At 68.5% G+C, this 22374-nt stretch carries 19 protein-coding genes and 1 pseudogene; 13 read left to right on the top strand and 7 right to left on the bottom strand.

All coding sequences use genetic code 11. The annotated features are described in order from the left end of the window. Positions 1-145 precede the first annotated feature (145 nt). Positions 146-550 (bottom strand): hypothetical protein, encoded by a 405-nt coding sequence (locus AC3WRR_RS09170; RefSeq protein WP_010810337.1) that lies wholly within the window; start codon positions 548-550, stop codon positions 146-148. Positions 551-705: 155 nt separating this feature from the next. Between AC3WRR_RS09170 and AC3WRR_RS09165 the strand changes: the two genes are divergently transcribed. Next, positions 706-936 carry an antitoxin of toxin-antitoxin stability system gene (locus tag AC3WRR_RS09165; RefSeq protein WP_492296748.1) on the top strand — a complete coding sequence of 77 codons (231 nt, stop codon included), beginning with the start codon at positions 706-708 and terminating at the stop codon, positions 934-936. Continuing rightward, a pseudogene (locus AC3WRR_RS09160) lies at positions 929-1284 on the top strand (type II toxin-antitoxin system PemK/MazF family toxin). Before AC3WRR_RS09165 ends, AC3WRR_RS09160 begins: the two are co-directional and overlap by 8 nt. Positions 1285-1423: 139 nt before the next feature. On the opposite strand, the gene AC3WRR_RS09155 reads toward AC3WRR_RS09160, so the two are convergent. The 3 genes from AC3WRR_RS09155 to AC3WRR_RS09145 form a co-directional block, all read right to left on the bottom strand. Then, a complete protein-coding gene (locus AC3WRR_RS09155) occupies positions 1424-3046 on the bottom strand; it encodes a rhodanese-related sulfurtransferase (protein ID WP_492296746.1) in 1623 nt (540 codons plus the stop codon). After that, positions 3043-3660 carry a cysteine dioxygenase family protein gene (locus AC3WRR_RS09150; protein WP_454749679.1) on the bottom strand — a complete coding sequence of 206 codons (618 nt, stop codon included), beginning with the start codon at positions 3658-3660 and terminating at the stop codon, positions 3043-3045. The genes AC3WRR_RS09155 and AC3WRR_RS09150 overlap by 4 nt, the downstream gene beginning before the upstream one ends. Before the next feature lie 113 nt (positions 3661-3773). Continuing rightward, positions 3774-4985 carry an acyl-CoA dehydrogenase family protein gene (locus tag AC3WRR_RS09145; RefSeq protein WP_492296744.1) on the bottom strand — a complete coding sequence of 404 codons (1212 nt, stop codon included), beginning with the start codon at positions 4983-4985 and terminating at the stop codon, positions 3774-3776. Between the two features lie 228 nt (positions 4986-5213). Between AC3WRR_RS09145 and AC3WRR_RS09140 the strand changes: the two genes are divergently transcribed. From AC3WRR_RS09140 to AC3WRR_RS09105, 8 genes are all read left to right on the top strand, one after another. Next, complete coding sequence (locus AC3WRR_RS09140; RefSeq protein ID WP_439672005.1) at positions 5214-6311, top strand: LLM class flavin-dependent oxidoreductase; 1098 nt, start codon at positions 5214-5216, stop codon at positions 6309-6311. A 41-nt stretch (positions 6312-6352) separates the two neighbouring features. Continuing rightward, positions 6353-7369 (top strand): ABC transporter substrate-binding protein, encoded by a 1017-nt coding sequence (locus AC3WRR_RS09135; RefSeq protein WP_010810346.1) that lies wholly within the window; start codon positions 6353-6355, stop codon positions 7367-7369. Positions 7370-7373: 4 nt separating this feature from the next. Then, entirely contained in the window at positions 7374-8432 is a 1059-nt protein-coding gene (locus AC3WRR_RS09130) for an ABC transporter permease (RefSeq protein WP_492296742.1), read from the top strand. Next, positions 8426-9304 (top strand): ABC transporter ATP-binding protein, encoded by an 879-nt coding sequence (locus AC3WRR_RS09125; RefSeq protein WP_492296740.1) that lies wholly within the window; start codon positions 8426-8428, stop codon positions 9302-9304. The genes AC3WRR_RS09130 and AC3WRR_RS09125 overlap by 7 nt, the downstream gene beginning before the upstream one ends. Positions 9305-9335: 31 nt before the next feature. Then, complete coding sequence (locus AC3WRR_RS09120) at positions 9336-10511, top strand: c-type cytochrome (RefSeq protein WP_439672008.1); 1176 nt, start codon at positions 9336-9338, stop codon at positions 10509-10511. A 403-nt stretch (positions 10512-10914) separates the two neighbouring features. Next, positions 10915-12681, top strand: coding sequence for a sulfoacetaldehyde acetyltransferase (gene xsc / locus AC3WRR_RS09115; RefSeq protein WP_037023447.1), 1767 nt, complete (start codon positions 10915-10917; stop codon positions 12679-12681). Between the two features lie 122 nt (positions 12682-12803). After that, positions 12804-13838, top strand: a complete 1035-nt coding sequence (pta, locus tag AC3WRR_RS09110; protein ID WP_011617519.1) for a phosphate acetyltransferase — start codon at positions 12804-12806, stop codon at positions 13836-13838. Further along, positions 13835-14605 carry a TSUP family transporter gene (locus AC3WRR_RS09105; protein ID WP_439669239.1) on the top strand — a complete coding sequence of 257 codons (771 nt, stop codon included), beginning with the start codon at positions 13835-13837 and terminating at the stop codon, positions 14603-14605. The genes pta and AC3WRR_RS09105 overlap by 4 nt, the downstream gene beginning before the upstream one ends. A 103-nt stretch (positions 14606-14708) precedes the next feature. On the opposite strand, the gene AC3WRR_RS09100 is transcribed toward AC3WRR_RS09105, so the two are convergent. The 3 genes from AC3WRR_RS09100 to AC3WRR_RS09090 are packed head-to-tail and all read right to left on the bottom strand — an operon-like array spanning position 14709 to position 18322. Continuing rightward, complete coding sequence (locus tag AC3WRR_RS09100; protein ID WP_492296737.1) at positions 14709-16430, bottom strand: cobaltochelatase CobT-related protein; 1722 nt, start codon at positions 16428-16430, stop codon at positions 14709-14711. Then, a complete protein-coding gene (locus AC3WRR_RS09095; RefSeq protein WP_011617528.1) occupies positions 16427-17443 on the bottom strand; it encodes an AAA family ATPase in 1017 nt (338 codons plus the stop codon). The genes AC3WRR_RS09100 and AC3WRR_RS09095 overlap by 4 nt, the downstream gene beginning before the upstream one ends. Before the next feature lie 48 nt (positions 17444-17491). Beyond that, on the bottom strand, positions 17492-18322 hold the full coding sequence (locus AC3WRR_RS09090) for an IclR family transcriptional regulator (RefSeq protein WP_011617529.1): 831 nt from the start codon (positions 18320-18322) through the stop codon (positions 17492-17494). A 334-nt stretch (positions 18323-18656) separates the two neighbouring features. On the opposite strand from AC3WRR_RS09090, the gene AC3WRR_RS09085 reads away from it, so the two are divergent. The 3 genes from AC3WRR_RS09085 to AC3WRR_RS09075 all read left to right on the top strand — a co-directional run bounded on the left by AC3WRR_RS09085 (position 18657) and on the right by AC3WRR_RS09075 (position 22277). Further along, positions 18657-20093 (top strand): amino acid permease, encoded by a 1437-nt coding sequence (locus AC3WRR_RS09085; protein WP_010812868.1) that lies wholly within the window; start codon positions 18657-18659, stop codon positions 20091-20093. A gap of 76 nt (positions 20094-20169) precedes the next feature. Next, positions 20170-21732, top strand: a complete 1563-nt coding sequence (gene pdxR / locus AC3WRR_RS09080) for a MocR-like pyridoxine biosynthesis transcription factor PdxR (protein WP_011617530.1) — start codon at positions 20170-20172, stop codon at positions 21730-21732. A 140-nt stretch (positions 21733-21872) separates the two neighbouring features. Beyond that, complete coding sequence (locus AC3WRR_RS09075; protein ID WP_010812866.1) at positions 21873-22277, top strand: nuclear transport factor 2 family protein; 405 nt, start codon at positions 21873-21875, stop codon at positions 22275-22277. Positions 22278-22374: the final 97 nt, after the last annotated feature.

The following is a 22374-nucleotide window of genomic DNA, read 5'->3' as shown; positions in this document are numbered from 1 at the left end:
GACGCGATCACGGCAGGACGCACAACGGCAGCGGCTTGCCCGCGCGGTCAGGCAACAGGCAGGCTGGCGATATCAGGCAAGGGGGCGCGGCCCGCGGCACGGAGGCGGCATGCTGCAGCGCGTGCGGTGCGGGCGCAGGAAACGCTCAGGCGCGGGAAATGGGTGGCCGGAAGAAGGCCGAAGGCGGCGGCTCGGCGCGGCCAGGCGGATGCTGGGCGACATCGCCGGAGGGCAGCAGCAGCTTCACTGGCGGCAAGGCAATCAGGGCACTGGATTCCTCGATCTCGTCGAGCAGGTCGAGGGGGTCGAGCAGGTCCGCCGACCAGATATTGCAATACCCGGGGGGCGGGTCGTCGCAGATATCGTCGTCATGCAAGCCGTCGTCGCCGGGCACGATGATGCGGCCCAGGTCGTCGACAGGCTGTGCCGCCGCCAGGTCCACCAGGTCAACGCTGGCCTGCGCCTGCAGCGCCGCGCGCGCGTCCGCCACTGCTCCGAAGGAGAGCAGCGACAGACACATGGCAGTCAGCAGCAGGAACAACAGTCGCATTGAATCGGGGGCATTGACGGCATCCGCCGGCCGTCCCCAGTCGGGGCCTGGCCGGCAGGATGCTGCAGGACAGCATTGTAACTGAACGATTACGATTGACAGGGAATCGTTACGTTCGTTCCCTTGCTGTAGAGAGATCGGGCGCCTGAAAGGGCTTGCAAGGAACGACCTTGTCCTTCCGCGCCGGCGAAGAACTGGCCGACCAGACTCGCGCGCTGGCAAAGGCATCGGGACAAAAAGCCTCCGACTACATCCGCGACGCCGTGCGCGAGAAGAACGAACGGGAAATGGCCTCCCGTATCGCCGTGCTTTCCCGCAAGCTCTCGGCAAAGCACCTGGCCGCCAGCGAGGAAATGGACGCATCGGCCGGAGACGGGCTTGACTGAGCTGAAGCGCGGGCAGATCTGGGAGGTCGACCTCAACCCACAGACCCATCGGGAAGAGCCGGCCAAGCGCAACCGGCCGGCGCTGGTCATCCAGACGGATTTGCTCAACGACGCCGGCCACCCGACCACGATCATCGTGCCGGGCACATCACAAATCGAGCGCGAGGATTGCTTTCCGTTGCGGGTCGCGCTGGGCAAGCTGCCTGGCCTGGCCTATGAGACGGACCTGCTGATCGATCAGGTCCGAGCGGTGTCCAATCGCCGGTTCATCGGCGGCCGGTCGCGAGATTGGGGACTGATTACATGAGTGAAGTGGAGGAGGCATTGCGACTCCTCCTTAAGCTTTGAGCTCCCTTTCGCCTCTGCACCACTGCATATCATGCAGTGACAGTGCATGATATGCAGCGATGGATGGGGAGGCAGCCATGCACAACTGGCTGCAAGAGCACTACCCGGGCATGCTCAAGACATGACCTGCCACCGCGCCCTACGCCACCCTGAACCCATGCGTCCCGTCGCGCTCCAGTTGCGCGATCAGGCCGAACTCCCAGTCCAGGTAGCCCTGCATCGCCTCGCGCGGGTTGTCAGTGCCCTCATACGGCCGGCGGTAGCGGTCAGTGCGTTCCGAGGCCAGGCGCGTTTCCCCGCTTTCCAGCGGCAGCCCCGCTGCAATCCACGCCTGGGTGCCGCCTTCCAGCACCAGCACTTCCGCATCCGTCAGGCGCTGCAGGTCGGCCGCGGCAAAGCGCGCCAGCAGGCTCGATCCGCAGGTGAGCACGTAGCGCCTGGGCTGCGGGATGCGCGGCAGCGCGTCCGCAAGCTGCGCGCGAATGACGAAGTAGGCGCCGGGAATATGGCGCTTGACGTAGTTGGCGCTGGTGGTGAAGTCGAGGACAGCGGTGCTGCCGTCGCCTGCGTCAATCCATTTGGCCAGTTCGGCTGCAGTGACGGTCGATACCGGCGCTGACGCCGGCACCGGTGCGCTGACCGCGCCGGTTTCGCTACGTTCCGCCGCTGTCGCCGGTTCCACCACCCAGACGTCCCAGCCCATCTGCGCCAGCCATGAGCCGGTCATGCTGGCGCGCACGTCGTCATCATCCGCCAGCACGATGCGCGCACCGCGCACCGGAGCGGAATGATCGGTCTCCTGCACCAGCTGGCCGCCCGGCGCATTGACAAAGCCCGGCAGGTGGCTGTCTGCGAATTCCTCAGGCGTGCGCACGTCGAAGCGGTACACAGTGCGCCCGGGCTGCTGCAGCGTTTCGATCTGGGCCAGCGCAATGCGGCGAACGCCGGCCCGGTCGGCGATCTCGCGCGCGCCACGGCGGGCACTGTCGCGGTTGGCATCGCTGACCGCGGCGGGCGCGCGGCGGCTGGCGCCATGGTCCAGTTGCTGGCCAGCCAGGGTCCAGCCGATGGTGCCGTTGCGCAGCGCCGCCACCGGGTTGGGAATGCCCGCGTTGACCAGCGACTGGGTGCCGATGATGCTGCGCGTGCGCCCGGCGCAGTTGACGATCACACGCGTGTTCGGATCGGGCGCCAGCTCGCGCACGCGCAGCACCAGTTCGGCGCCCGGCACGCTGGTCGCCGTGGGAATGCTCATGGTCTGGTACTCGTCGAAGCGGCGCGCATCGACGATCACCACATCGGCCTTGGTGTCGATCAATGCCTGCACTTCCTCGGCGGCAAGCGACGGCGTGTGGCGCCTGGCTTCGACGACTTCGCCGAACGACTTGCTCGGCACGTTGACGTCGCGGAACACCTCGCCGCCGCCGTCGATCCAGGCGCGCAGTCCGCCTTCCAGCAGATGCACGCGCGTATAGCCCAGCTCGCGCAGCACGGCCGCGGCGCGCGGCGCCAGGTCGGTGCCGGCGTATTCGCCGTAGACGACGATCAGCGTGTCGCGGCGCGGGATACGCGCCCACGCTTCGATCTCAAGCTTCGACAGCGGGAAGTTGGCCGCCCACAGCGGGTGTTCCTGCGCGAAGGGGTCTTCCTCGCGCACATCGATCAGTGCGATTTCGTCGTGGTTGAGCAGGGCCTTGCGCACGTCCTCGGGCGAATAGGTCGGGAAAACCGATGCAGCTTGCGTAGCAGTAATCTTGGTCATGACTGGGCAACTTCGCGGGAGCGGTCCCACAGGTTGGGCAGGGTCTGGTTGGAATAGCCGGAGATAAAGGGCTTGCGCGTGCCATCCTCGGCATAGACCGAACGGCGCACCGCGCCGATATTGGCGCCGTAGACGTGGATGCTGACCGAGACGCGGTCGTCATGCACGTTGTTGACACGGTGGATATCGCCGACCGTGGGCGACACGGCCTCGACCTGCCCGGGCAGCAGGCGCACGGCGTCGCCATGCGGCACGGGCCGGCCGCCGGCGTCGAGCACGAATGGCTGCGAGTCTTCCGCGCCGCGCAGCATGCCGATCAGGCCCCATACGGTGTGGTCGTGGATGGGCGTGCGCTGGCCCGGTCCCCAGACAAAGCTGACGACCGAGAAGCGTTCGGCGGAATCGCAATGCAGCAGGTGCTGCTGGTAGTACTCGGGATGCGGCTGGGCCCAGGCATCGGGCAGCCAGTTGTCGCGCGCAACCAGCCTTGCCAGCAGCGCCCCGCCTTCGCGCAGGATGCGGGGCTCGTCCGGCTGCTGGTCCAGCAGCGCGGCCAGGCCGGTGATGAAGTCGCGCAGCGGCGCGAGCGGGTTGGGGGTGGGGGTGCTGCCCATGGGAATGACTCCGGAGTGTCTCGTTCTGGTTTGCCGGCGCGGCGGGCGCCTGCGCTGCGGCCCTCCGCGGGGCGGTGCTGCTGCAAACATAGCACGGCCAGGCAGGCCCGCGCTTACAGGCCAAGCTGCGCCCGCCCGGCGGCGACCAGGATGGAATCGTTCTGCGGCGTATGGATGCGGCTGCACAGCACGTCGCGGTAGTGGCGCTCCAGCGGGTTGTTCCGGCTCAAGCCGTGGTTGCCGGAGAGCTGCAGTGCCAGTTCCACCGCGCGGATCGCATTGCCGGTCACCGTGTACTTGAGCAGCCCGCTGTCGGCCGGCGTGGGCGCCTCGCCCGCGTCGGTGCGCGCGGCGGCATCGTCCAGCAACACCTGATTGGCCCGCAGCAACGCGGCGATCTCGCCGATGGCTTCCTGAACGCGCGGCAGCGTGGCCAGCGGTGCGCCCAGGCTGCCGGGCGCGCGCTCGCGAACGAAATCGCCGATCCATGCGGCGGCAGCGCGTGCCACCGCGTCATAGAGGCTGCCCAGCAGCACGATCATCCAGCCCTGCTGGTCGGCGTTGGCGTCGATGTCGGCCTGGCTGGCACCGGTCGGCGCCCATGCTGACGGCGGGCGGATATCGACCGCGTGGTCAGGGGGGATCCAGACGTTGTCGAGCACGGTCTCATGGCTGCCTGAAGCGCGCAGGCCAAGGTGGTTCCAGTTTTCGACGATGCGCACGCCCGCGATGCCGGCCGCCGGTCCGGGCACCAGGAACACGCCCACGCGCGGCTGAGGCTCATCGGTGCGCGCCCAGACCGCCAGCCAGCGCAGCGCCGGGATGCCGGTGCTGTACAGCTTGCGCCCGCTGATGCGCCAGCCGTCGGCCACGCGCGTGGCCACCGTGGCCGGCAGGCCGCCGCGTGCCGGCGATCCCAGTTCCGGTTCCACCCGCAGCGCGTTGATCAGCGCACCGTCCTGCACCGCACTGGCAAAGACCTGGTCGCGCACGGTCTGTGGCCAGTGCGAATCGGCGCGGGCGATCGCGCGGTGCTGCAGGTAGGTCATGGTCAGCACCAGCGCGGTTGCGGCATCGCCGCCCGCCACCGCGGCCACGATGCGGCGCGCCTGCGCCAGGCCTGCCCCGCCGCCGCCCTGCGCGTGCGGCACCACCTGCGCAACCAGGCCATTGGCGTGCAACTGCGCAAAGTTGTCGTGCGGAAAGCTGGCAGCGGCATCGTGCGCGCCGGCACTGGCGGCAAAGCGCGCGCAGAGCCCGGCCAGCACCTCGCCAAGGCGCGCTTCGCTGCTGGGCAGCCTGCGCGGGGTGGACGTTAATGACATGGAAAAAGACTCCGGGAAGGACAACGACGAGGCGCGCTGCCGGCGCGCGGCCCGCACCGAATGCCGCCTAGCGTAGCGCCGGCACCGCATTACGAAAACGACGCTTATTGAATATGGACCGTCGTTTTTATTCGTTAGCGAGCGCGCGCGCCTGTCGTACTTTCTGCCTCAGCCCAACACCATCCGGGCGGTCACGCTGCCGCCCTCACCGAATACAGGAGAACGCGCATGAGCGTCGATTTCATCGGCATGATCCAGAGCCAGAAGCAGTCCGAGATCCATCCGCCGTCAGGCCCGGTGATCGATCGCGACTATGTGCGCGCGTTTGCCCAGGCCCACGAGCAGGCCGGCTTCGACCGCATCCTGGTGCCGCACCATTCCACCGGCCCGTCGGCCACGCTGACCATCGCCTACGCGGCCAGCGTGACCGAGCGCATCCACTTCATGCTGGCGCACCGCCCCGGCTTTACCGCGCCGACGCTGGCCGCGCGCCAGATTGCCACGCTCGACCAGTTCAGCGGCGGCCGCCTCGGGGTGCACTTCATCTCGGGCGGCTCGGACAGCGAGCAGCAGCGCGACGGCGACTTCCTCGACCATGACCAGCGTTATGCGCGCACCGACGAGTACCTGCACATCCTGCGCCGCATCTGGACCGAGCCCGCGCCGTTCGACCACGAAGGCCGGTTCTACCGCTTTACCCAGGGCTTCTCGGAGGTCAAGCCCGCGCAGCAGCCGCATGTGCCGATCTATTTCGGCGGCGCCTCGGAAGCGGCGCTGGCCGTCGCCGGCAAGCATGCCGACGTCTACGCGCTGTGGGGCGAGTCGCTCGAGCAGGTGCGCGAGCTGACCGGCCGCGTGCGTGCCGAAGCCGCGCAGCACGGCCGCACGGTGCGCTTCTCGGTGTCGTTCCGCCCGGTGCTGGCCGAGACCGAAGAAAAAGCCTGGGCCCGCGCCGACAGCATCCTGGAGCACACCCGCGCCCTGCGCGTGCAGGCCGGCTACAGCCGCGGCGGCCCGCAACAGAGCGAAGGCGCACGGCGCCTGCTCGCTGCAGCCGACCAAGGCGACCGGGTCGACCAGCGCCTGTGGACCGCGATCGCGCGCGAGACCGGCGGGCGCTCCAACTCCACCGGGCTGATCGGCACGCCGGAGCAGGTGGCGCAGGCCCTGCTCGCGTACTACGAACTGGGCGTCACCACCTTCCTGATCCGCGGCTTCGATCCGCTGGAAGACGCCATCGACTATGGCCGCGAGCTGATCCCGCGCGTGCGCGAGCTGGTGGCGCAGCACGACGCCGCGCAGCAGGCGGAGCGCAAGGCCGCCTGATGGCCTCGCCACACCACACAACGAAGACGGGGAGTCTCGCCATGAGCCAGGACAACAACAATCACGCCGACCCGCGCCGGCGCAGCGTGCTGCGGCTGGCCGGTGCCGCGGCCATCGCCGCGCCGTCGCTGATCCTGGGCCGACAGGCCTGGTCGGCGCCGCGCAAGCTGACCTTCGCGTGGAACCAGAACGCCTTCTGCCTGACGCCGATCGTGGTGGCGCAGGAGAAGGGCTTCTTCGAGAAGAACGGCCTGCAGGTCGACCTGATCAACTACAGCGGCTCGACCGACCAGTTGCTGGAATCGATCGCCACCGGCAAGGCCGATGCCGCGGTCGGCATGATCCACCGCTGGCTCAAGCCGCTGGAAGCCGGCTTCGACGTCAAGATCATCGGCAGCTCGCACGGCGGCTGCGTGCGGCTGGTGGGATCGAAAGCGGCGGGGGTCACCAGCCTGCAGCAGCTGAAGGGAAAGACAGTCGGCGTCAGCGACCTGGCGGCACCGGGCAAACACTTCTTCACCATCCTGCTGGCCAAGAACGGTATCGACCCGGACAAGGACATCACCTGGCGCCAGTACCCGGCCGACCTGCTGGGCGTGGCGGTGGACAAGGGCGAGATCCAGGCGATCGCCGACGGCGACCCCAACCTCTACCTGCTGGAAAAGCGCACCAACGGCGCCTACGTGGAACTGGCCACCAACCTCACCGGCGAGTACGCACGCAAGGTCTGCTGCGTGGTCGGCGCCCGCGGCGAACTGGTGCGCAACGACCGCCCCGCGGCCACGTCGCTGGCGCGCGCCATCGTGCAGGCCACCGACTATGTCAACGAGAACCCCAACGAGGCCGCCAGGGTCTTCGCCAGGTACTCGCCCAAGATCAATCCGGAAGACCTGCGCAAGCTCTACGCCACGCTGACCTATACCCACCACCCGACCGGCGTCGACCTGCGCGACGAGATCGCCTTCTACGCCGATGATTTCCGCCGCATCGGCGTGCTGAAGAAGACCACCGATGCCAAACGCCTGGCGCAGCACGTCTACGCCAATGTGCTGGGGTGATGCCATGACGACAAGCCAACCTGCATTCGACGCCGGGCTTGCGCGCAAGCCAGCCGCGGCCCCCGTGCCGCATGCCGCCGCAAGCGCGCGCGCGTCCGGCCCGGTCTGGGCCACCGGCATCCTCGCCGCGCTGGCGTGGGCCGCGTTCGGCGCGCTGACATGGCTGTGGCCCAACCAGGCGGTGGGCTTCAGCGACTGGGCCTATACGACAGCGCTGGGGATTGCGGCGCTGGCAGGCGCCGCGTTGCTGGCACTGGTTGCGCTGGCCGGCCAGCGGGTCCGGGCCGCGCAACGCGCGCTGGCCACGCTGCGCGCCGCCGGCCCGTGGCTGGTGGCGCTGCCCGTGGCCCTGGCCGCGTGGGAAATCCTGACCGCCAAGACCGCCATCCTGCCCACGCCCTTCTTCGCGCCGCCACAGGCGCTGATCGAGGTCTATGCCGACGACTGGCGGCGCCTCGGCGACAGCGCGCTGAACACGCTCAGGCTGCTCGGGCTGGGCGTGGCCTATGGCGGGCTGGCCGGCTTCCTGGTGGGCGTGTCGATCGGCTGGTCGCGCCGCATCGGCTACTGGGTGCATCCGGTGCTGCGCGTGCTGGGCCCGCTGCCGTCGACCGCGCTGCTGCCGCTGACCTTCTACTTCTTCCCGTCGAGCTATTCCGCCGCGGTGTTCCTGATCGCGCTGGCCACCGCCTTCCCGGTGGCGGTGCTGACCTGGTCAGGCGTGGCCGGCGTCAACAAGAGCTACTACGACGTGGCGCGCACCATGGGCGCCTCGGGCTGGTTCCTGGTGCTGCGCGTGGCGATCCCGGCGGCGCTGCCGCAGGTATTCGTCGGCCTGTTCATGGGTCTGGGCGCTTCGTTCTCGGTGCTGGTGACGGCGGAGATGATGGGCGTGAAGTCGGGCCTGGGCTGGTACCTGACGTGGGCGCAGGGCTGGGCTTCTTACGTCAATATGTATGCGGCGCTGATCGTGATGGCGCTGCTGTTCTCGGGCGTGATCACGCTGCTGTTCGTGGCGCGTGACCGGGTGCTGTCGTGGCAGAAGGGGACGGTGAAATGGTGAGTGTTGTTGAGCGGTTGAAAGCATCGAGACCCTACACGCACGTGAAGAAGGCTCCCCACTCCCGCACGCGGGAGTGGGGAGTTAACGCGGCGGCAGACGACACCGCGGAAGCCCAGACCGGTGCCCGCATCGACATCCATCAGGTCAGCCACTGGTTCGGCAGCGGCAGCGACGGGCTGCAGGTGCTGGACGACGTCGACCTGAGCGTCGCACCGGGCGAATTCGTCGCGCTGCTGGGGCCCAGCGGTTGCGGCAAGTCCACGCTGCTGCGGCTGGTGGCAGGGCTGGACCAGCCCTCCTCCGGCGAGATCCTGCAGGACGGCACCTCGATCGCCGAGCCTGACCCGTCGCGCATCGTGGTGTTCCAGGACCCCACGCTGTACCCGTGGCGGCGCGTTTGGGACAACGTCGCGCTGGGCTTGCAGGCACGCGGCGTGCTGGCAAGCCAGCGCCCGCGCGTGGATGATGCGTTGCGGCGCGTAGGGCTGGAGACCTTCGCCCGCGCCTTCCCGCACCAGCTCTCGGGCGGCATGGCGCAGCGCGTGGCGCTGGCGCGCGCGCTGGTCAACGATCCGCGCCTGCTGGTGCTGGACGAGCCGCTGGGCAAGCTGGATTCGCTGACGCGGCTGGCAATGCAGAGCGACTTGGTCGAACTGTGGCAACGCTCGCGCTTCTCGGCGCTGCTGGTCACGCACGACGTGGAGGAAGCGCTGTTCCTGGCGCAGCGCGTGATCATCTTCAGCCAGCGTCCGGCACGCATCGCGGCGGAGATCCGGGTCGACCTGCCCTACCCGCGCCATCGCGGCGATCCGCGGCTGACCGGGCTGCGGCACGAAGCGCTGCGCCACCTGGGGCTGGACGCGAGCTGGTAATGGCGTTGCGCTTCACCTCGCGGGCCGCCAGATGAACGGCCCGCCGCCGCAGGCATGGCTCAATGCACTGCTGGTTCTGATCGAGAAATTCCAGCTGGCCCTGTTGTCGCTATGGCATGCCCTTGGCCTGACCGGCGACAGCCACGGCCAGCCAGCCTGGCCGTGGGCACGGCGCGTGGCGGGCGAAACCCTGCTGATCGACCTGGGCCTCGCGCGCCAGGTCGGCCTGAGCCTGTGCGCCCTTGTCTTTGCCGTGCTGGCCATTGCCGCCGCGCTGGCCTGGCGACGCCATCGCGGCGTGCTGCTGGCCGCCGGTGCGCTCGCCCTGGTGGCGGCCCCCTGGCCCAGCGCAGCGCTGCTGTTGGTGCCGGCTGCGCCGACCAGCTTCCACGCCAGCCCTACCCGCTTCTCCGTCGATGCCATCGCGCTCGGCGCCCGGGTCTATGCGCAGCATTGCGCCAGCTGCCACGGCGCGGACGGGCGCGGAGAAGGGCCGCTGGCCGCCAGCCTGGCGCAGTGGCCGCCCACGCTGGTCAGCCCGCTGCTGGCGCGCCGCGTCGATGGCGAGCTGTTCTGGCATGTGCTGGCCGGCATGCGCGACCGTCACGGCCAGCCCACCATGCCGGCCTTCGGCAATGTGCTCGGCCTCCGCGAGGCCTGGGCTGTGATCGACTACATGAAAGCGCTGTCGGCCGGCGGTGGTGCCGAGGGCAACTGGCCGGTGCCGTTGCGGCTGCCGGAGATGGCAATCCGCTGCGCCGATGCCGCGCCGCTGGCGCTGTCGCAATGGCGCGGCGACCAGCGCGTGCGGCTGGTGGCGGTGGACGGGATGGCATCGCTGCCGTTCGAGGATCCCCGCTTCCTGACCGTGCTGGTCACGCCTGACGGGCAACCGCCGGCGCAGGTGCCGCGCTTCCGTGCCGGCTGCGCCGCGGTCTCCTCGCATGCCTGGCAGGCCGTGGCGGCAATCGCCGGGCAATCGCCTTCGCGCCTGGCCGGCACCCAGCTGCTGGCCGACCGCGGCGGCTGGCTGCGCGCCCGCGGCACTCCGGGGCGGCAATGGTCCGACGCAGACCTGGTCTGCGTCTCGGGACCGGACGCCGGCGCACAGCGCGCGCCTTCGCCCGCGACTGACGGGCTGACTGCGCTGCTCCTGCGCATGGACGCCGAGCCGGTGCGCTTCGTCAAGGGCGGCTTCATTCACTGAACCGCCCCCAGGCCGGCACGCAGCCATCCGAGTGCCGCACGCCTGACCCTCCTCCCCCCTTGTTTCCGCCACCGCAGGTGAGCCCTCGCCCGCGGCGCACCTTCCGTCGCCGCTCTGGAACGGCCAACGGACCCCTATAAATGCCGTACGAGGCACTCAAAACCGCATCTTGTCTCAATTTTTCATCAATTTCATTCCGTAAATCAAAACTTCCTATTGACCAACCAAAGTCTTCCGCCTACATTTCCTCCAGCAAGCAATTTTCCGGAACGTCCTGTTCCACTTTATAAGACCCTCATCAGGAGACAACGCCATGCGCGACCTCGATACCACCTCGAATCCCGCCGTTTCCGGTGGCTCGGCCGCCGCGAAGGAGAGCCAGGTCCCGGCCGGCCCGCAGACCATGACCCCGTCGGAAGCCTTCGTTGAAACGCTGGCCGCCAATGGCGTGACCGACATGTTCGGCATCATGGGCTCGGCCTTCATGGATGCGATGGACATCTTCGCGCCGGCGGGCATCCGCCTGATCCCGGTGGTGCACGAACAAGGCGCCGGCCACATGGCCGACGGCTACGCCCGCGTGTCGGGCCGCCACGGTGTGGTGATCGGCCAGAACGGCCCCGGCATCTCCAACTGCGTGACCTCGATCGCCGCTGCCTACTGGGCCCACAGCCCGGTGGTGATCGTCACGCCCGAAGCCGGCACCATGGGCATCGGCCTGGGCGGCTTCCAGGAAGCCAACCAGCTGCCCATGTTCCAGGAGTTCACCAAGTACCAGGGCCACGTCACCAACCCGGCCCGCATGGCCGAGTTCACCGCCCGCTGCTTCGACCGCGCCACCGCGGAAATGGGCCCGACCCAGCTGAACATCCCGCGTGACCACTTCTACGGCAAGGTCAACGTCGAGATCCCGCAGCCGCGCCGCCTCGACCGCGGCCCCGGCGGCGAGCAGAGCCTGAACGAAGCGGCCGAGCTGCTGGCCAACGCCAAATTCCCGGTGATCATCTCGGGCGGCGGCGTGGTGATGGCCGATGCGATCGAAGAGTGCAAGGCCCTGGCCGAGCGCCTGGGCGCACCGGTGGTCAACAGCTACCTGCACAACGACTCGTTCCCGGCCAGCCACCCGCTGTGGTGCGGCCCGCTGGGCTACCAGGGTTCGAAGGCGGCGATGAAGCTGATCTCGCGCGCCGACGTGGTGATCGCGCTGGGCTCGCGCCTGGGGCCGTTCGGCACGCTGCCGCAGCACGGCATGGACTACTGGCCGAAGAACGCCAAGATCATCCAGATCGACGCCGACCACAAGATGCTGGGCCTGGTGAAGAAGATCTCGGTGGGCATCTGCGGCGACGCCAAGGCCGCCGCGGTCGCGCTGAGCCAGCGCCTGGCCGGCCGCACGCTGGCCTGCGACGCCAGCCGCGAGGCCCGCGCCACCGAAATCGCCAACGAAAAGGCCGCGTGGGAGAAGGAGCTGGACGACTGGACCCATGAGCGCGACCCGTACAGCCTGGACATGATCGAAGAGCAGAAGCAGGAGCGCACGCCCACCGGCGGCCACTACCTGCATCCGCGCCAGGTGCTGCGCGAGCTGGAAAAGGCCATGCCGGAAGATGTGATGGTGTCCACCGACATCGGCAACATCAACTCGGTGGCCAACAGCTACCTGCGCTTCGAGAAGCCGCGCAGCTTCTTCGCGGCGATGAGCTGGGGCAACTGCGGTTACGCCTTCCCGACCATCATCGGCGCCAAGGTCGCGGCACCGCACCGCCCGGCCGTGTCGTACGCCGGTGACGGCGCCTGGGGCATGAGCCTGATGGAAACCATGACCTGCGTGCGCCACAACATCCCGGTGACCGCGGTGGTGTTCCACAACCGCCAGTGGGGCGCGGAGAAGAAGAACCAGGTGGACTTCTACAACCGCCGCTTTGTGGCGGGCGAGCTGGACAACCAGAGCTTTGCCGGCATCGCCAAGGCGATGGGTGCGGAAGGCATCGTGGTGGATCGGCTGGAAGATGTCGGCCCGGCCCTGAAGCGCGCCATCGACCTGCAGATGAATCATGGCAAGACCACGATCATCGAGATCATGTGCACGCGTGAACTGGGCGACCCGTTCCGCCGCGATGCGCTGGCCAAGCCGGTGCGTTACCTGGACAAGTACAAGGACTACGTCTGATCGAAGTACTGCACACCGCCAGCTGACGGCGTGCTCCCTCTCCCGCTTGCGGGAGAGGGGAGAACACCAAGGGCATAGCGCAGGTCGCTGGCCCTTTTTTCAGTTTTACCGAGCCAACCACCATGAAAGCCATCCTCCGCATCATCGACCGCGCCCGCGCCGCGCCTCGCCGCATCGTGCTGTGCGAGGCCGAAGACCCGCGCATCCTGCAGGCCGCGCAGCGCGCGTCGCAGGAAGGCATCGCGCGCATCGTGCTGGTCGGCAACACGCGCCAGATCAACGCCGCCGCGGCCATCCACGGCATCGGGCTGGACGGCATGACGCTGGTCGACCCATCGACCTCGGCGCTCACGCCCTCGTTCGCGCAGCAACTCTTTGCGCTGCGCCAGAAGAAGGGCATGACGCTCGATGAAGCCAAGCGCGCCGTGCTCGATCCGCTGTGCTTCGCCAACCTGATGGTGCGCCTTGGCCACGCCGACGGTTCGGTGGCGGGCGCCGACCACACCACCGCCGACGTGGTGCGCAACGCGATCCAGCTGATCGGGCTGGCACCCGGCTTCCGGCTGGTGTCGAGCTTCTTCCTGATGATGCTGTGCGAGCCTTTCCACACGCTCAAGGGCGGGCTGATCTTCTCCGACTGCGGGCTGGTGGTGGATCCGGATGCCGATGCGCTTGCCGATATCGCCATGGCCGCGGCCGACAGCGCACGCACGCTGCTGATGGAAGAGCCGCGCGTGGCCATGCTGTCGTTCTCGACCAGTGGCAGCGCCAGCCATGCGGCAGTGGACAAGGTGGTGGCCGCCACCGAGCGCGTGCGCGCGCAACGCCCGGACCTGGCCATCGATGGCGACGTGCAGCTCGATGCCGCCATCGTCGCCGAGATCGCCGCGCGCAAGGTCGCGCATTCGCAGGTGAACGGCCACGCCAACGTGCTGGTGTTTCCCAGCCTGGAAGCCGGCAATATCGGCTACAAGCTGGCCGAGCGGGTCGGTGGCGCCAAGGCCATCGGGCCGATGCTGCAGGGGCTGAACAAGCCCGCCAACGACCTCTCGCGCGGCTGCAGCGCGGACGATGTGTTCCATGTCATCGCCGTCACCGTGGTCCAGGCGCAAGCCACCGCGGAACAGGCCAGCAAGGGCGAGCAGGCGGCGGCATGAAGGCAGAACTGTTGTTGCCGCTGCTGGGCCTGCAGGCCCTGCTCGGTGCCGGCACCTATTTCCAGACGGTGACCGGCTTTGGCCTTGGCATGATCGTGATGGGCGTCACCAGCGGACTGGGGCTGGCGCCCGTGGCCACCGTGGCCGCGGTGGTGAGCCTGGTCACGCTGGCCAACAGCGCCTGCGCGCTGCCAGGCAAGCTGCAGCATATCGACTGGCGCGCCGTCGCCGCGGCAGCCATCGGCATCCTGCCGTCGGTAGTGGTTGGCGTGCTGGTGCTGGAGTACCTGAGTTCCAGCGCAGCCACCCTGCTGCAACTGCTGCTGGGCGCCGTGATCCTGTATGGCGGCCTCAGCGCCGCACTCAAGCCCGCGCCGCTGGCGCAACGCTCCGGCGATGGCACCTTCTTCGTCAGCGGGGTATTCGGCGGACTGCTGAGTGGCATGTTCGGCGTCTCCGGCCCGCCGCTGATTTTCCAGTTCTACCGCCAGCCGATGAAGCCGGTTGAAATCCGTTGCGCGCTGATCCTGGTCTTTACCGTGACCTCCACCGTGCGCACGCTGTTCTCGGCCTGGCAGGGGCAGCTCGATGCCGCCGTGTGCGTGCAGGCCGCCATTGCCGTGCCGGTGGTGGTGATCGCCACATTGCTGGGGCGGCGTTTTCCGCCGCCGTTCTCGCCGATGACGACGCGACGCCTTGCGTTCGGCGTGCTGATCGGGATCGGGGTCAGCCTGATGCTGCCGGCGATGGTGGGGTGGGTGATGTAACGGCCGCGGCCGCCGTACGTGTTCCGTGCGATGTACGCGTAACGCGTACATCGCGAAATATCGGACAGCGCACACTGATGCGTGTCCGCGCCCTCACCGCCCCTCAGCGTCTTCTCGCCCCCACCAGACCCGCCACCTCATCCAGCATCGCCATGTCCACCGGCTGCGACAGGTCCAGCGCCAGCGTGTGCCGGTAGTAGGGGCTCAAGTCCAGCCCTACCCCCAGCCCCAGCACTTCCACATCCCGCAGCGCCTCATGCCGCGCCACCACGGCCTTCAGGTGGTTGTCGAGGTAGCAGGCGTCGTTGGCCTGCCCGGTCGCGGTATCCATGGGACTGCCGTCAGACACCACCACCAGGATGCGGCGCGCCTTGCCGCTGGCGTGCAGCCGCGCGCAGGCCCACTCCACCGCCTCGCCGTCCACGCCTTCGCGGAACAGGTCGGCCTTGAGCAGTGCGGCGATGTCGGTGCGCGCGCGCCGCCAGCTTCGCTGCGCGTCCTTGAACACCATATGGCAGGTCTCGTTGAGCCGGCCAGGGTGCTGCGGGCGGCCGCGCGCGAGCCAGTCGGCGCGGGCGCGGCCGCCGTTCCAGGCGTTGGTGGTGAAGCCGAGCACCTCGGTGGCCACGCCGGCCTGGTCGAGTGCGCGCGTGAGCATGTCGATCAGCAGCGTGAGCGGCTCGGCCTGCGCCTTCATCGAGCCGGAGCAGTCGATCAGGAAGCCGACCACGCAGTCGGCATGAGCCTTGTGCGCTTCCAGGCGGAAGAGCCGGCGCTCGGAGGGGGAGCAGACCAGCTGCGCCAGGCGGCGGCCGTCGATACGGCCGCTTTCCTCGCCGAAGGACCAGCCGTCCACGCGCGGCTGCGACAGCGCGGCGCGCAGCCGGCGTGCCAGCCGGGCGACGTTCACGCCCGCGCGCGCGATGCGTGCGTCGAGCCGCGTGCGGTACTCGTCCAGCAAGGCGCGGCGCACCAGCGTGGCGGCGCGCACTTCGCGGTCGTAGCGGGTGGTGAAGACGCGGTAGCCGTCGGTGGCGTTGGCCAGCACGCGGCTGTGGCCGCTGTCGGCCAGTGCAAAGTCTTCCGCAGGCGGTTCGTCGAAATCCAGCCACAGCGCAAACCCGGCGCGCGCAGCCGAGGCTGCGTTGTCGTCGTCTTCGCCGGCAAGCGGGGCTTCGGTACGGATCATCTGCGCCACCGCGCGCGCCAGCGCCAGTGCGTGCGCGGCGTAGGCGGCCTGGTCGTGGCGTTGCGCGCGCAGGCCGGCCAGCGCGGTGCCGAGCACCGGCACGATGGCGGCGCGCGTGGCTTCGATCAGGTCTTCGGTCTCTTCCAGCACCGGCTCACCCGTCAGGCGCGACCACGACACCTGCGCCACGGTATAGAGCAGGATGCCGAGATGCCCCTCGGTCAGCCCGGAGCGATGGAAGGCCCGCGACCACGCCATGAAGCGGTGGCGCAGGTTGGCCGCCACGCCGGCCATGCCGCGCGGCAGGCGGGTCTCGCAACGCAGCTGCTCAAGCAGTTCGAAGACCAGGCGCTCGACCGCATCTGCCGGGCACAGCTGCCGATGCAGCGCGGCGTCGGAATGCGCCTGGCGCAGGGCGGCACCATCGGCCGCGCCGCGCAGGCAGGTGGCCGTGTCAGTTTCCAGGTCCGTGCGCAAGTGCGGCGCATGCTGCGGCACCGGGCGCATCGCGCGCCAGAGCTGGCCGTCGCGGAAATGCAGCGCCGCATCGCCAGTAATCGCGCGCACCGCGGCACCGGACAGCTCATCCTGCCGCTGGCGCCGGCGCAACTGCTGCGCGACCGTGGCCGCACTCATCGCGCGGGCTCCGACTCGGAGCTGACGCCGGCGGCTTCGCCCGGCAGGTGGCCAAAGCAACGCTGGTAGTACTCGGCCACCACCGGCCGCTCGGCTTCGTCGCACTTGTTCAGGAAGGTCAGCCGGAAGGCGAGCGCGGGGTCGCGGAAGATCTGGCAGTTCTCGGCCCAGCTGATCACCGTGCGCGGCGACATCAGCGCCGACACATCGCCGGCGGCAAACCCGCGGCGCGTGAGCCCGGCCAGCGCCACCATCGCATCGGCCAGCGCGCGCCCGGCGTCGTGGTCCAGCTCCGGCACGCGCGCCAGCACGATGCCGGCCTCCTCTTCATGCGGCAGGTAGTCCAGCGTGGCGACCACGTTCCAGCGGTCGATCTGCGCGTGGTTGAGCAGCTGGGTGCCGTGGTAGAGGCCGTTGACGTTGCCCAGGCCGACGGTATTGGAGGTCGCAAACAAACGGAAAGACGGATGCGGGCGGATCACGCGGTTCTGGTCCAGCAGCGTGAACTTGCCGTCGCGCTCCAGGATGCGCTGGATCACGAACATCACATCAGGCCGGCCTGCGTCGTATTCGTCGAAGATCAGCGCCACCGGGCGCTGCAGCGCCCACGGCACGATGCCTTCCTGGAATTCGGTGACCTGGCGCCCGTCGCGGATAACGATGGCGTCCTTGCCGACCAGGTCCAGCCGGCTGATATGCCCGTCCAGGTTGACGCGCACGCAAGGCCAGTTCAGCCGCGCGGCGACTTGCTCGATATGGGTCGACTTGCCGCTGCCGTGCAGGCCCTGCACCATCACGCGCCGGTCGCGCATGAAGCCGGACAGGATTGCCAGCGTCACCTCGGGCTGGAAGCGGTAGGCCGGATCGATCTCCGGCACGTGGTCGTCTCGCTGGCTGAAGGCCGGCACCATCAGGCCGGAATCGATGCCGAACGCGCTGCGCACCGGAATCATCCGGTCCGGCTTGCCAAACTGGTCTTGCGTCACCTCATGCTCCTTGTTGCTTGCTGCCATGCCATCGGCACTGCGGCAAGCGGAGCAATCCGCGTGACGCCGTGCGCGCTATTCGTCCTCTTCCGCGCCGCCCTGCCAGCTGCCGGCGCTGTCGGCCTCGATCGCCGCCAGCGCGCCCGCCGCACGCTGCAGCGCGGGCAGCAATTGCAGCACCTTGTCGCGCGTCACGCGCATCACCGGGGCCTGCAGCGCCAGCCCAAGGTTGGACTTGCCGCCGTCCACGGCCGGCACCAGCACGCCGATGCAAACCAGCCCCGGCAGGAACTCTTCATCGTCCATCGCGTAGCCGTCGCGCTTCACGCGCTCCAGTTCGGCTTCCAGCTGCGCGTGGTCGGTCAGCGTGTTCTGCGTGTAGCGTTCCAGCTCAACGTTGGCCAGCAGCCGCTGGCGCTGCGCCGGCGCCAGCTGCGCCAGGAACAGCTTGCCCGTGGCCGAGCAGTGCGCGGGCACGCGCGAGCCCGGATGCAGGTAGAAGCGCAGCGGCGCCGCCGTTTCCACGCGGTCCAGGTACAGCACCTCGCCGCCGGAGAACGCGGTCAGGTTGCAGCTCTCGCCCACCTCTTCCACCAGCCGGCGCAGCACCATGTGGCGCGCACCGTGCGAGGTGCTGTTGAGCAACAGGTTCTCCGCCAGCCGGCGCAGCCGCAGGCCGGTGCCGTATTGCCGCCCGTCGCCGTTGCGCTGGATCAGGCCCGCCGCCTCCAGCTGCTGCAGCATGCGGTGCAGCGTGGGCTTGGGCAGTCCGGTTTCTTCCACCAGCGCCTGCAGGTTGAAGGACTGGTCCTTCTCCGCGATGACTTCGAGCAGGCCGAACAAACGCAGTGCCGGCGTGTCTCCATCCGGCTTGGCGTCACTTTTGGCGAGGCGCATATCGTTCATGCCTGGCTCCATCATAGGTAAGTTTCATTTTCAGAGTCAAATCATATCAATTATCGAAACTTCTGGTTGACCTTCCCCTGCGAACGGCCTACATTCCAGTGAAAGAACAATTTTTCGGAACTTCTTGTTCCAGTTTTTAAGCGATCACCGGAGACAAGTCGACATGTACGGATAGGCCATCCCTCCCAGGGATTGCAAATACTGAACGACCACGGCCCCAGGCTGGCAATTACTGCCCTGCCATCTATACCGAAGAGAAGCCGTGGCGCCTGCCTTAAACGCTGTACTGGCTGCAACGCAGTACCGACAGCTAGCGCAGCACAGGAGACACAACATGATCCAACAACCAGAGTCCGGCAACGGGCTATCCCACGGCCTGAAGCAACGCCACATGACCATGATCGCGCTGGGTGGCGTGATCGGCGCAGGCCTCTTTGTCGGCAGCGGCGTCGTCATCAAGTCCGCCGGCCCTGCCGCGGTCCTTTCCTTCCTGATCACCGGCCTGCTGGTGGTGCTGGTGATGCGCATGCTGGGCGAGATGGCCTGCGCCATGCCCGGCACCGGCGGTTTCTATGAGTATGCGCGCGAAGCCTGGCGCGACCGCCCGGCGGTGGGCAACCTGGCCGGCTTCCTGACCGGCTGGATGTACTGGTACTTCTGGGTCATCGTGGTGGCGCTGGAAGCCGTGGCCGGTGCCGACCTGGTGCGCTACTGGCTGCCCGACGTGCCCAACTGGATCATCAGCCTGGTGCTGCTGGTGATGCTGACGCTGACCAACCTGGTGTCGGTCAAGTCCTTCGGCGAGTTCGAGTTCTGGTTCGCGTCAATCAAGGTGGCCGCGATCATCGTGTTCCTGTTCGTCGCCGGCGTCTATGTGCTGGGCCTGGCGCCCGGTGCCCATGGCATGCAGGTGGCCAACCTGACCGCCAACGGCGGCTTCATGCCGCACGGCATCGTACCGGTGCTGACCGGAGCGGTAGCCGCCACGGGCTTCTACTTCGGGGCCGAGATCGTCACCATCGCCGCCGCCGAGACCGCCGAGCCGCAGAAGGCAGTGGCCAAGGCCACCAGCTCGGTGATCACGCGCGTGCTGGTGTTCTATGTGGGTTCGATCCTGCTGGTGGTCTGCCTGGTACCGTGGAACTCCAACAGCATCGCCACGCCGTACGTCAGCGCGCTGAACGTGATGGGCGTGCCGGCGGCCGCGCAGATCATGAACGCGATCGTGCTGACCGCGGTGCTGTCGGCACTTAACTCGGGCCTCTATGCCTCGTCGCGCATGCTGTTCGCGCTGACCCGCCGTGGCGACGCCCCCAAGTCGCTGGCCCGCGTGAGCCGCAACGGCGTGCCGGTGCGCGCCATCCTGGTGGCGACCCTGTTCGGCTACGGTGCGGTGGTGATGTCCTATGTCTCGCCTGATACGGTGTTTGCCTTCCTGGTGAACTCGTACGGCACGGTGGCGATCTTCGTCTACATCCTGATCGCGATCTCGCAGCTGCGCCTGCGTTCCCGCCTGGAGCGCGAAGCGCCGGGCCAGCTGCGCGTGCGCATGTGGTGCTACCCGTACCTCACCTACCTGGCGATCGTCGGCATGATCGGCATCGTGGTGGCGATGGCCTTCATCCCCGACCAGCGCACGCCGCTTGCGCTGGGTGTGGTGAGCCTGGGCATCCTGCTGGTGGCCTACGCCGCGCGGCACCTGTTTCGCGGTAGCGTGGATCCGGTAGTGCCGCTGGCGGAGATGCCGCGCCCGGACCTGCATGAGTATTGATGACTGACCATGACTGACGTGGCGCGCCGGTGCGGTATGCTGGCGCGCTTCGCCGTCTAGGCAACGCCCCTACCCCATGAGCCTGAAGTCTCCCACCACCCTCTGGTCCCAGCTGTTCCAGCAGCATGCCCACTCGGGCCTGAGCCTGCAGGGCAAGATCCGCCAGATGCTGGTCTCGGCCATCCTTGACGAGCAGCTGCCGCAGGGCGAGCCGCTGCCCAGCAGCCGCGAGCTGTCGGCGCAACTGCGCGTGGCGCGCAACACGGTGGTACTGGCCTACCAGCAGCTGGTCGATGAAGGCTACCTGGTGGCGCGCGAGCGCAGCGGCTACTTCGTCAACCCGGAGATCCTGGGCACGCGCGTGAGCGGCGTGGCCTCGCTGCGCGGCGAGGCGGTGCCCGCCCGCTCAGGCGAGCCGGACTGGGAGCGGCGCTTTGTGTTCCGCCCCACGCAGCAGCGCAATATCGTCAAGCGCGCCAACTGGCGCGACTACCCCTATCCCTTCATCTACGGCCAGTACGACCCGGTGCTGTTCCCCACGGCGGACTGGCGAGAATGCTGCCTGAAGGCGCTCAGCGTGCTCGACATCCACGACTGGGCCCAGGACATGATCCTGCGCGACGACGAATCGCTGGTGCAGCAGATCCGCACCCGCGTGCTGCCGCGCCGCGGCGTGTGGGCCGGCGCCGACGAGATCGTGGTGACCGTGGGCGCGCAGCAGGCGCTGTACCTGCTGGCCGACCTGCTGGTCAGCCCCGACACGCCGGTGGGGATCGAGGACCCCGGCTATCCGGACGCACGCAATATCTTTGGCTCGCACACCTCCCACCTGGTGCCGCTGCCGGTCGACGGCGACGGCCTGACCCTGTCTGACGCGCAACGCGCCTGCGACTACGTCTACGTGACCCCGGGCCACCAGTGCCCCACCACCGTCACCATGCCGCTGGCGCGCCGCCAGGCCCTGCTGCGCCAGGCCGAGGAAGCTGACTTCGTGCTGATCGAGGACGACTACGAAAGCGAAAGCCGCTTCGAAGGCGACCCCACCCCCACGCTCAAGAGCCTGGACCGCAGCAACCGCGTGATCTATGTCGGCAGCCTGTCCAAGAGCCTGGCGCCGGGGCTGCGCATCGGCTATATCGTCGGGCCGGCGGCACTGATCGCCGAGCTGCGCGGCGCGCGGCGGCTGATGCTGCGGCATCCGTCGGCGTATATCCAGCGCGCGTTCTCGCTGTTCCTGTCGCTGGGCCACTATGACGCGCACCTGCGCCGGCTGGCGGCCGCGCACCGCGAGCGCGCCGAAGCCGTGCTGGCGGCGCTGGCCACGCATATGCCTGACTTCCGCGCGGTGCCGATCGCCGGCGGCGCCTCATGCTGGATCGAGGGGCCGTCCTGGCTCGATGCCGATGCGCTGGCGCGGCTGGCCGAGCTGCAGGGCGTGCTGATAGAGCCCGGCAGCGTCTTCTTCATGGCCGAGCCCGCGCCGCGCAATGGCTTCCGGCTGGGATACTCGTCGATCTCGCTGGACCGCATCGAGCCCGGCATCCGCGTGCTGGCGGGCGTGGCGCGTGAGCTGCAGGCCACCGCCAGCGGCGCCACAACCATCGCCGCCGTCACTTCCCGGGTCCGTCCCGCGGCCTGAGCCAGCCCGCGGCGGTGTCTGCCGCCGCTGGCCCAAGCGATTGTCCCGAACTGGCGCTACAGCGCCGCGCGCGGCTTCCCTATCCTCGAGTCATGGCCGGTTCCCCACGGACCGGCAGACAACACTCAGGAGACCAACCCATGTCCAAGGACAACACCGCCGCCGGCATCGAACTGCTGCAGGCCTTCAACGACGCCTGGAACCGCCACGACATCGAGGCCCTGATGGGCTTCATGGCCGATGACTGCGCCTTCCACGGCGTGGCCGGGCCCGAGCTGCTGGGCCGCAGCTTTATCGGCCGCGACGCGGTGCGCGAAGGCTTCCAGCTGGCCTGGCAGACTTTCCCCGACGCGCAGTGGGTCGATGGCGACCACTTTGTCGTGGGCGACCGCGGCGTGAGCGAATCCACCTTCCGCGGCACCCGTGCCGACGGCGCCCGCATCGAGGCGCGCATGGTGGACGTCTTCACCTTCCGCGACGGCAAGATCGCGGTCAAGAACGCGTACCGCAAGGATCGCCCGCCCGTCGTAGCGCCCGCAGCCTGACCGAGGAGACGCGCCATGCAAGCCGTAGCCCCCCGCAGCCTCCTTGCCGGCGAGCAGTCCACCGCTCCCGCCCGCCCGTACGACCCCGCCTACGACC

The organism is Cupriavidus sp. FW305-3-2-15-C-LB2, from assembly GCF_058787575.1.
The sequence above is the reverse complement of the archived record's forward strand: the minus strand, read 5'-3'. Positions and strand labels throughout refer to the sequence as shown.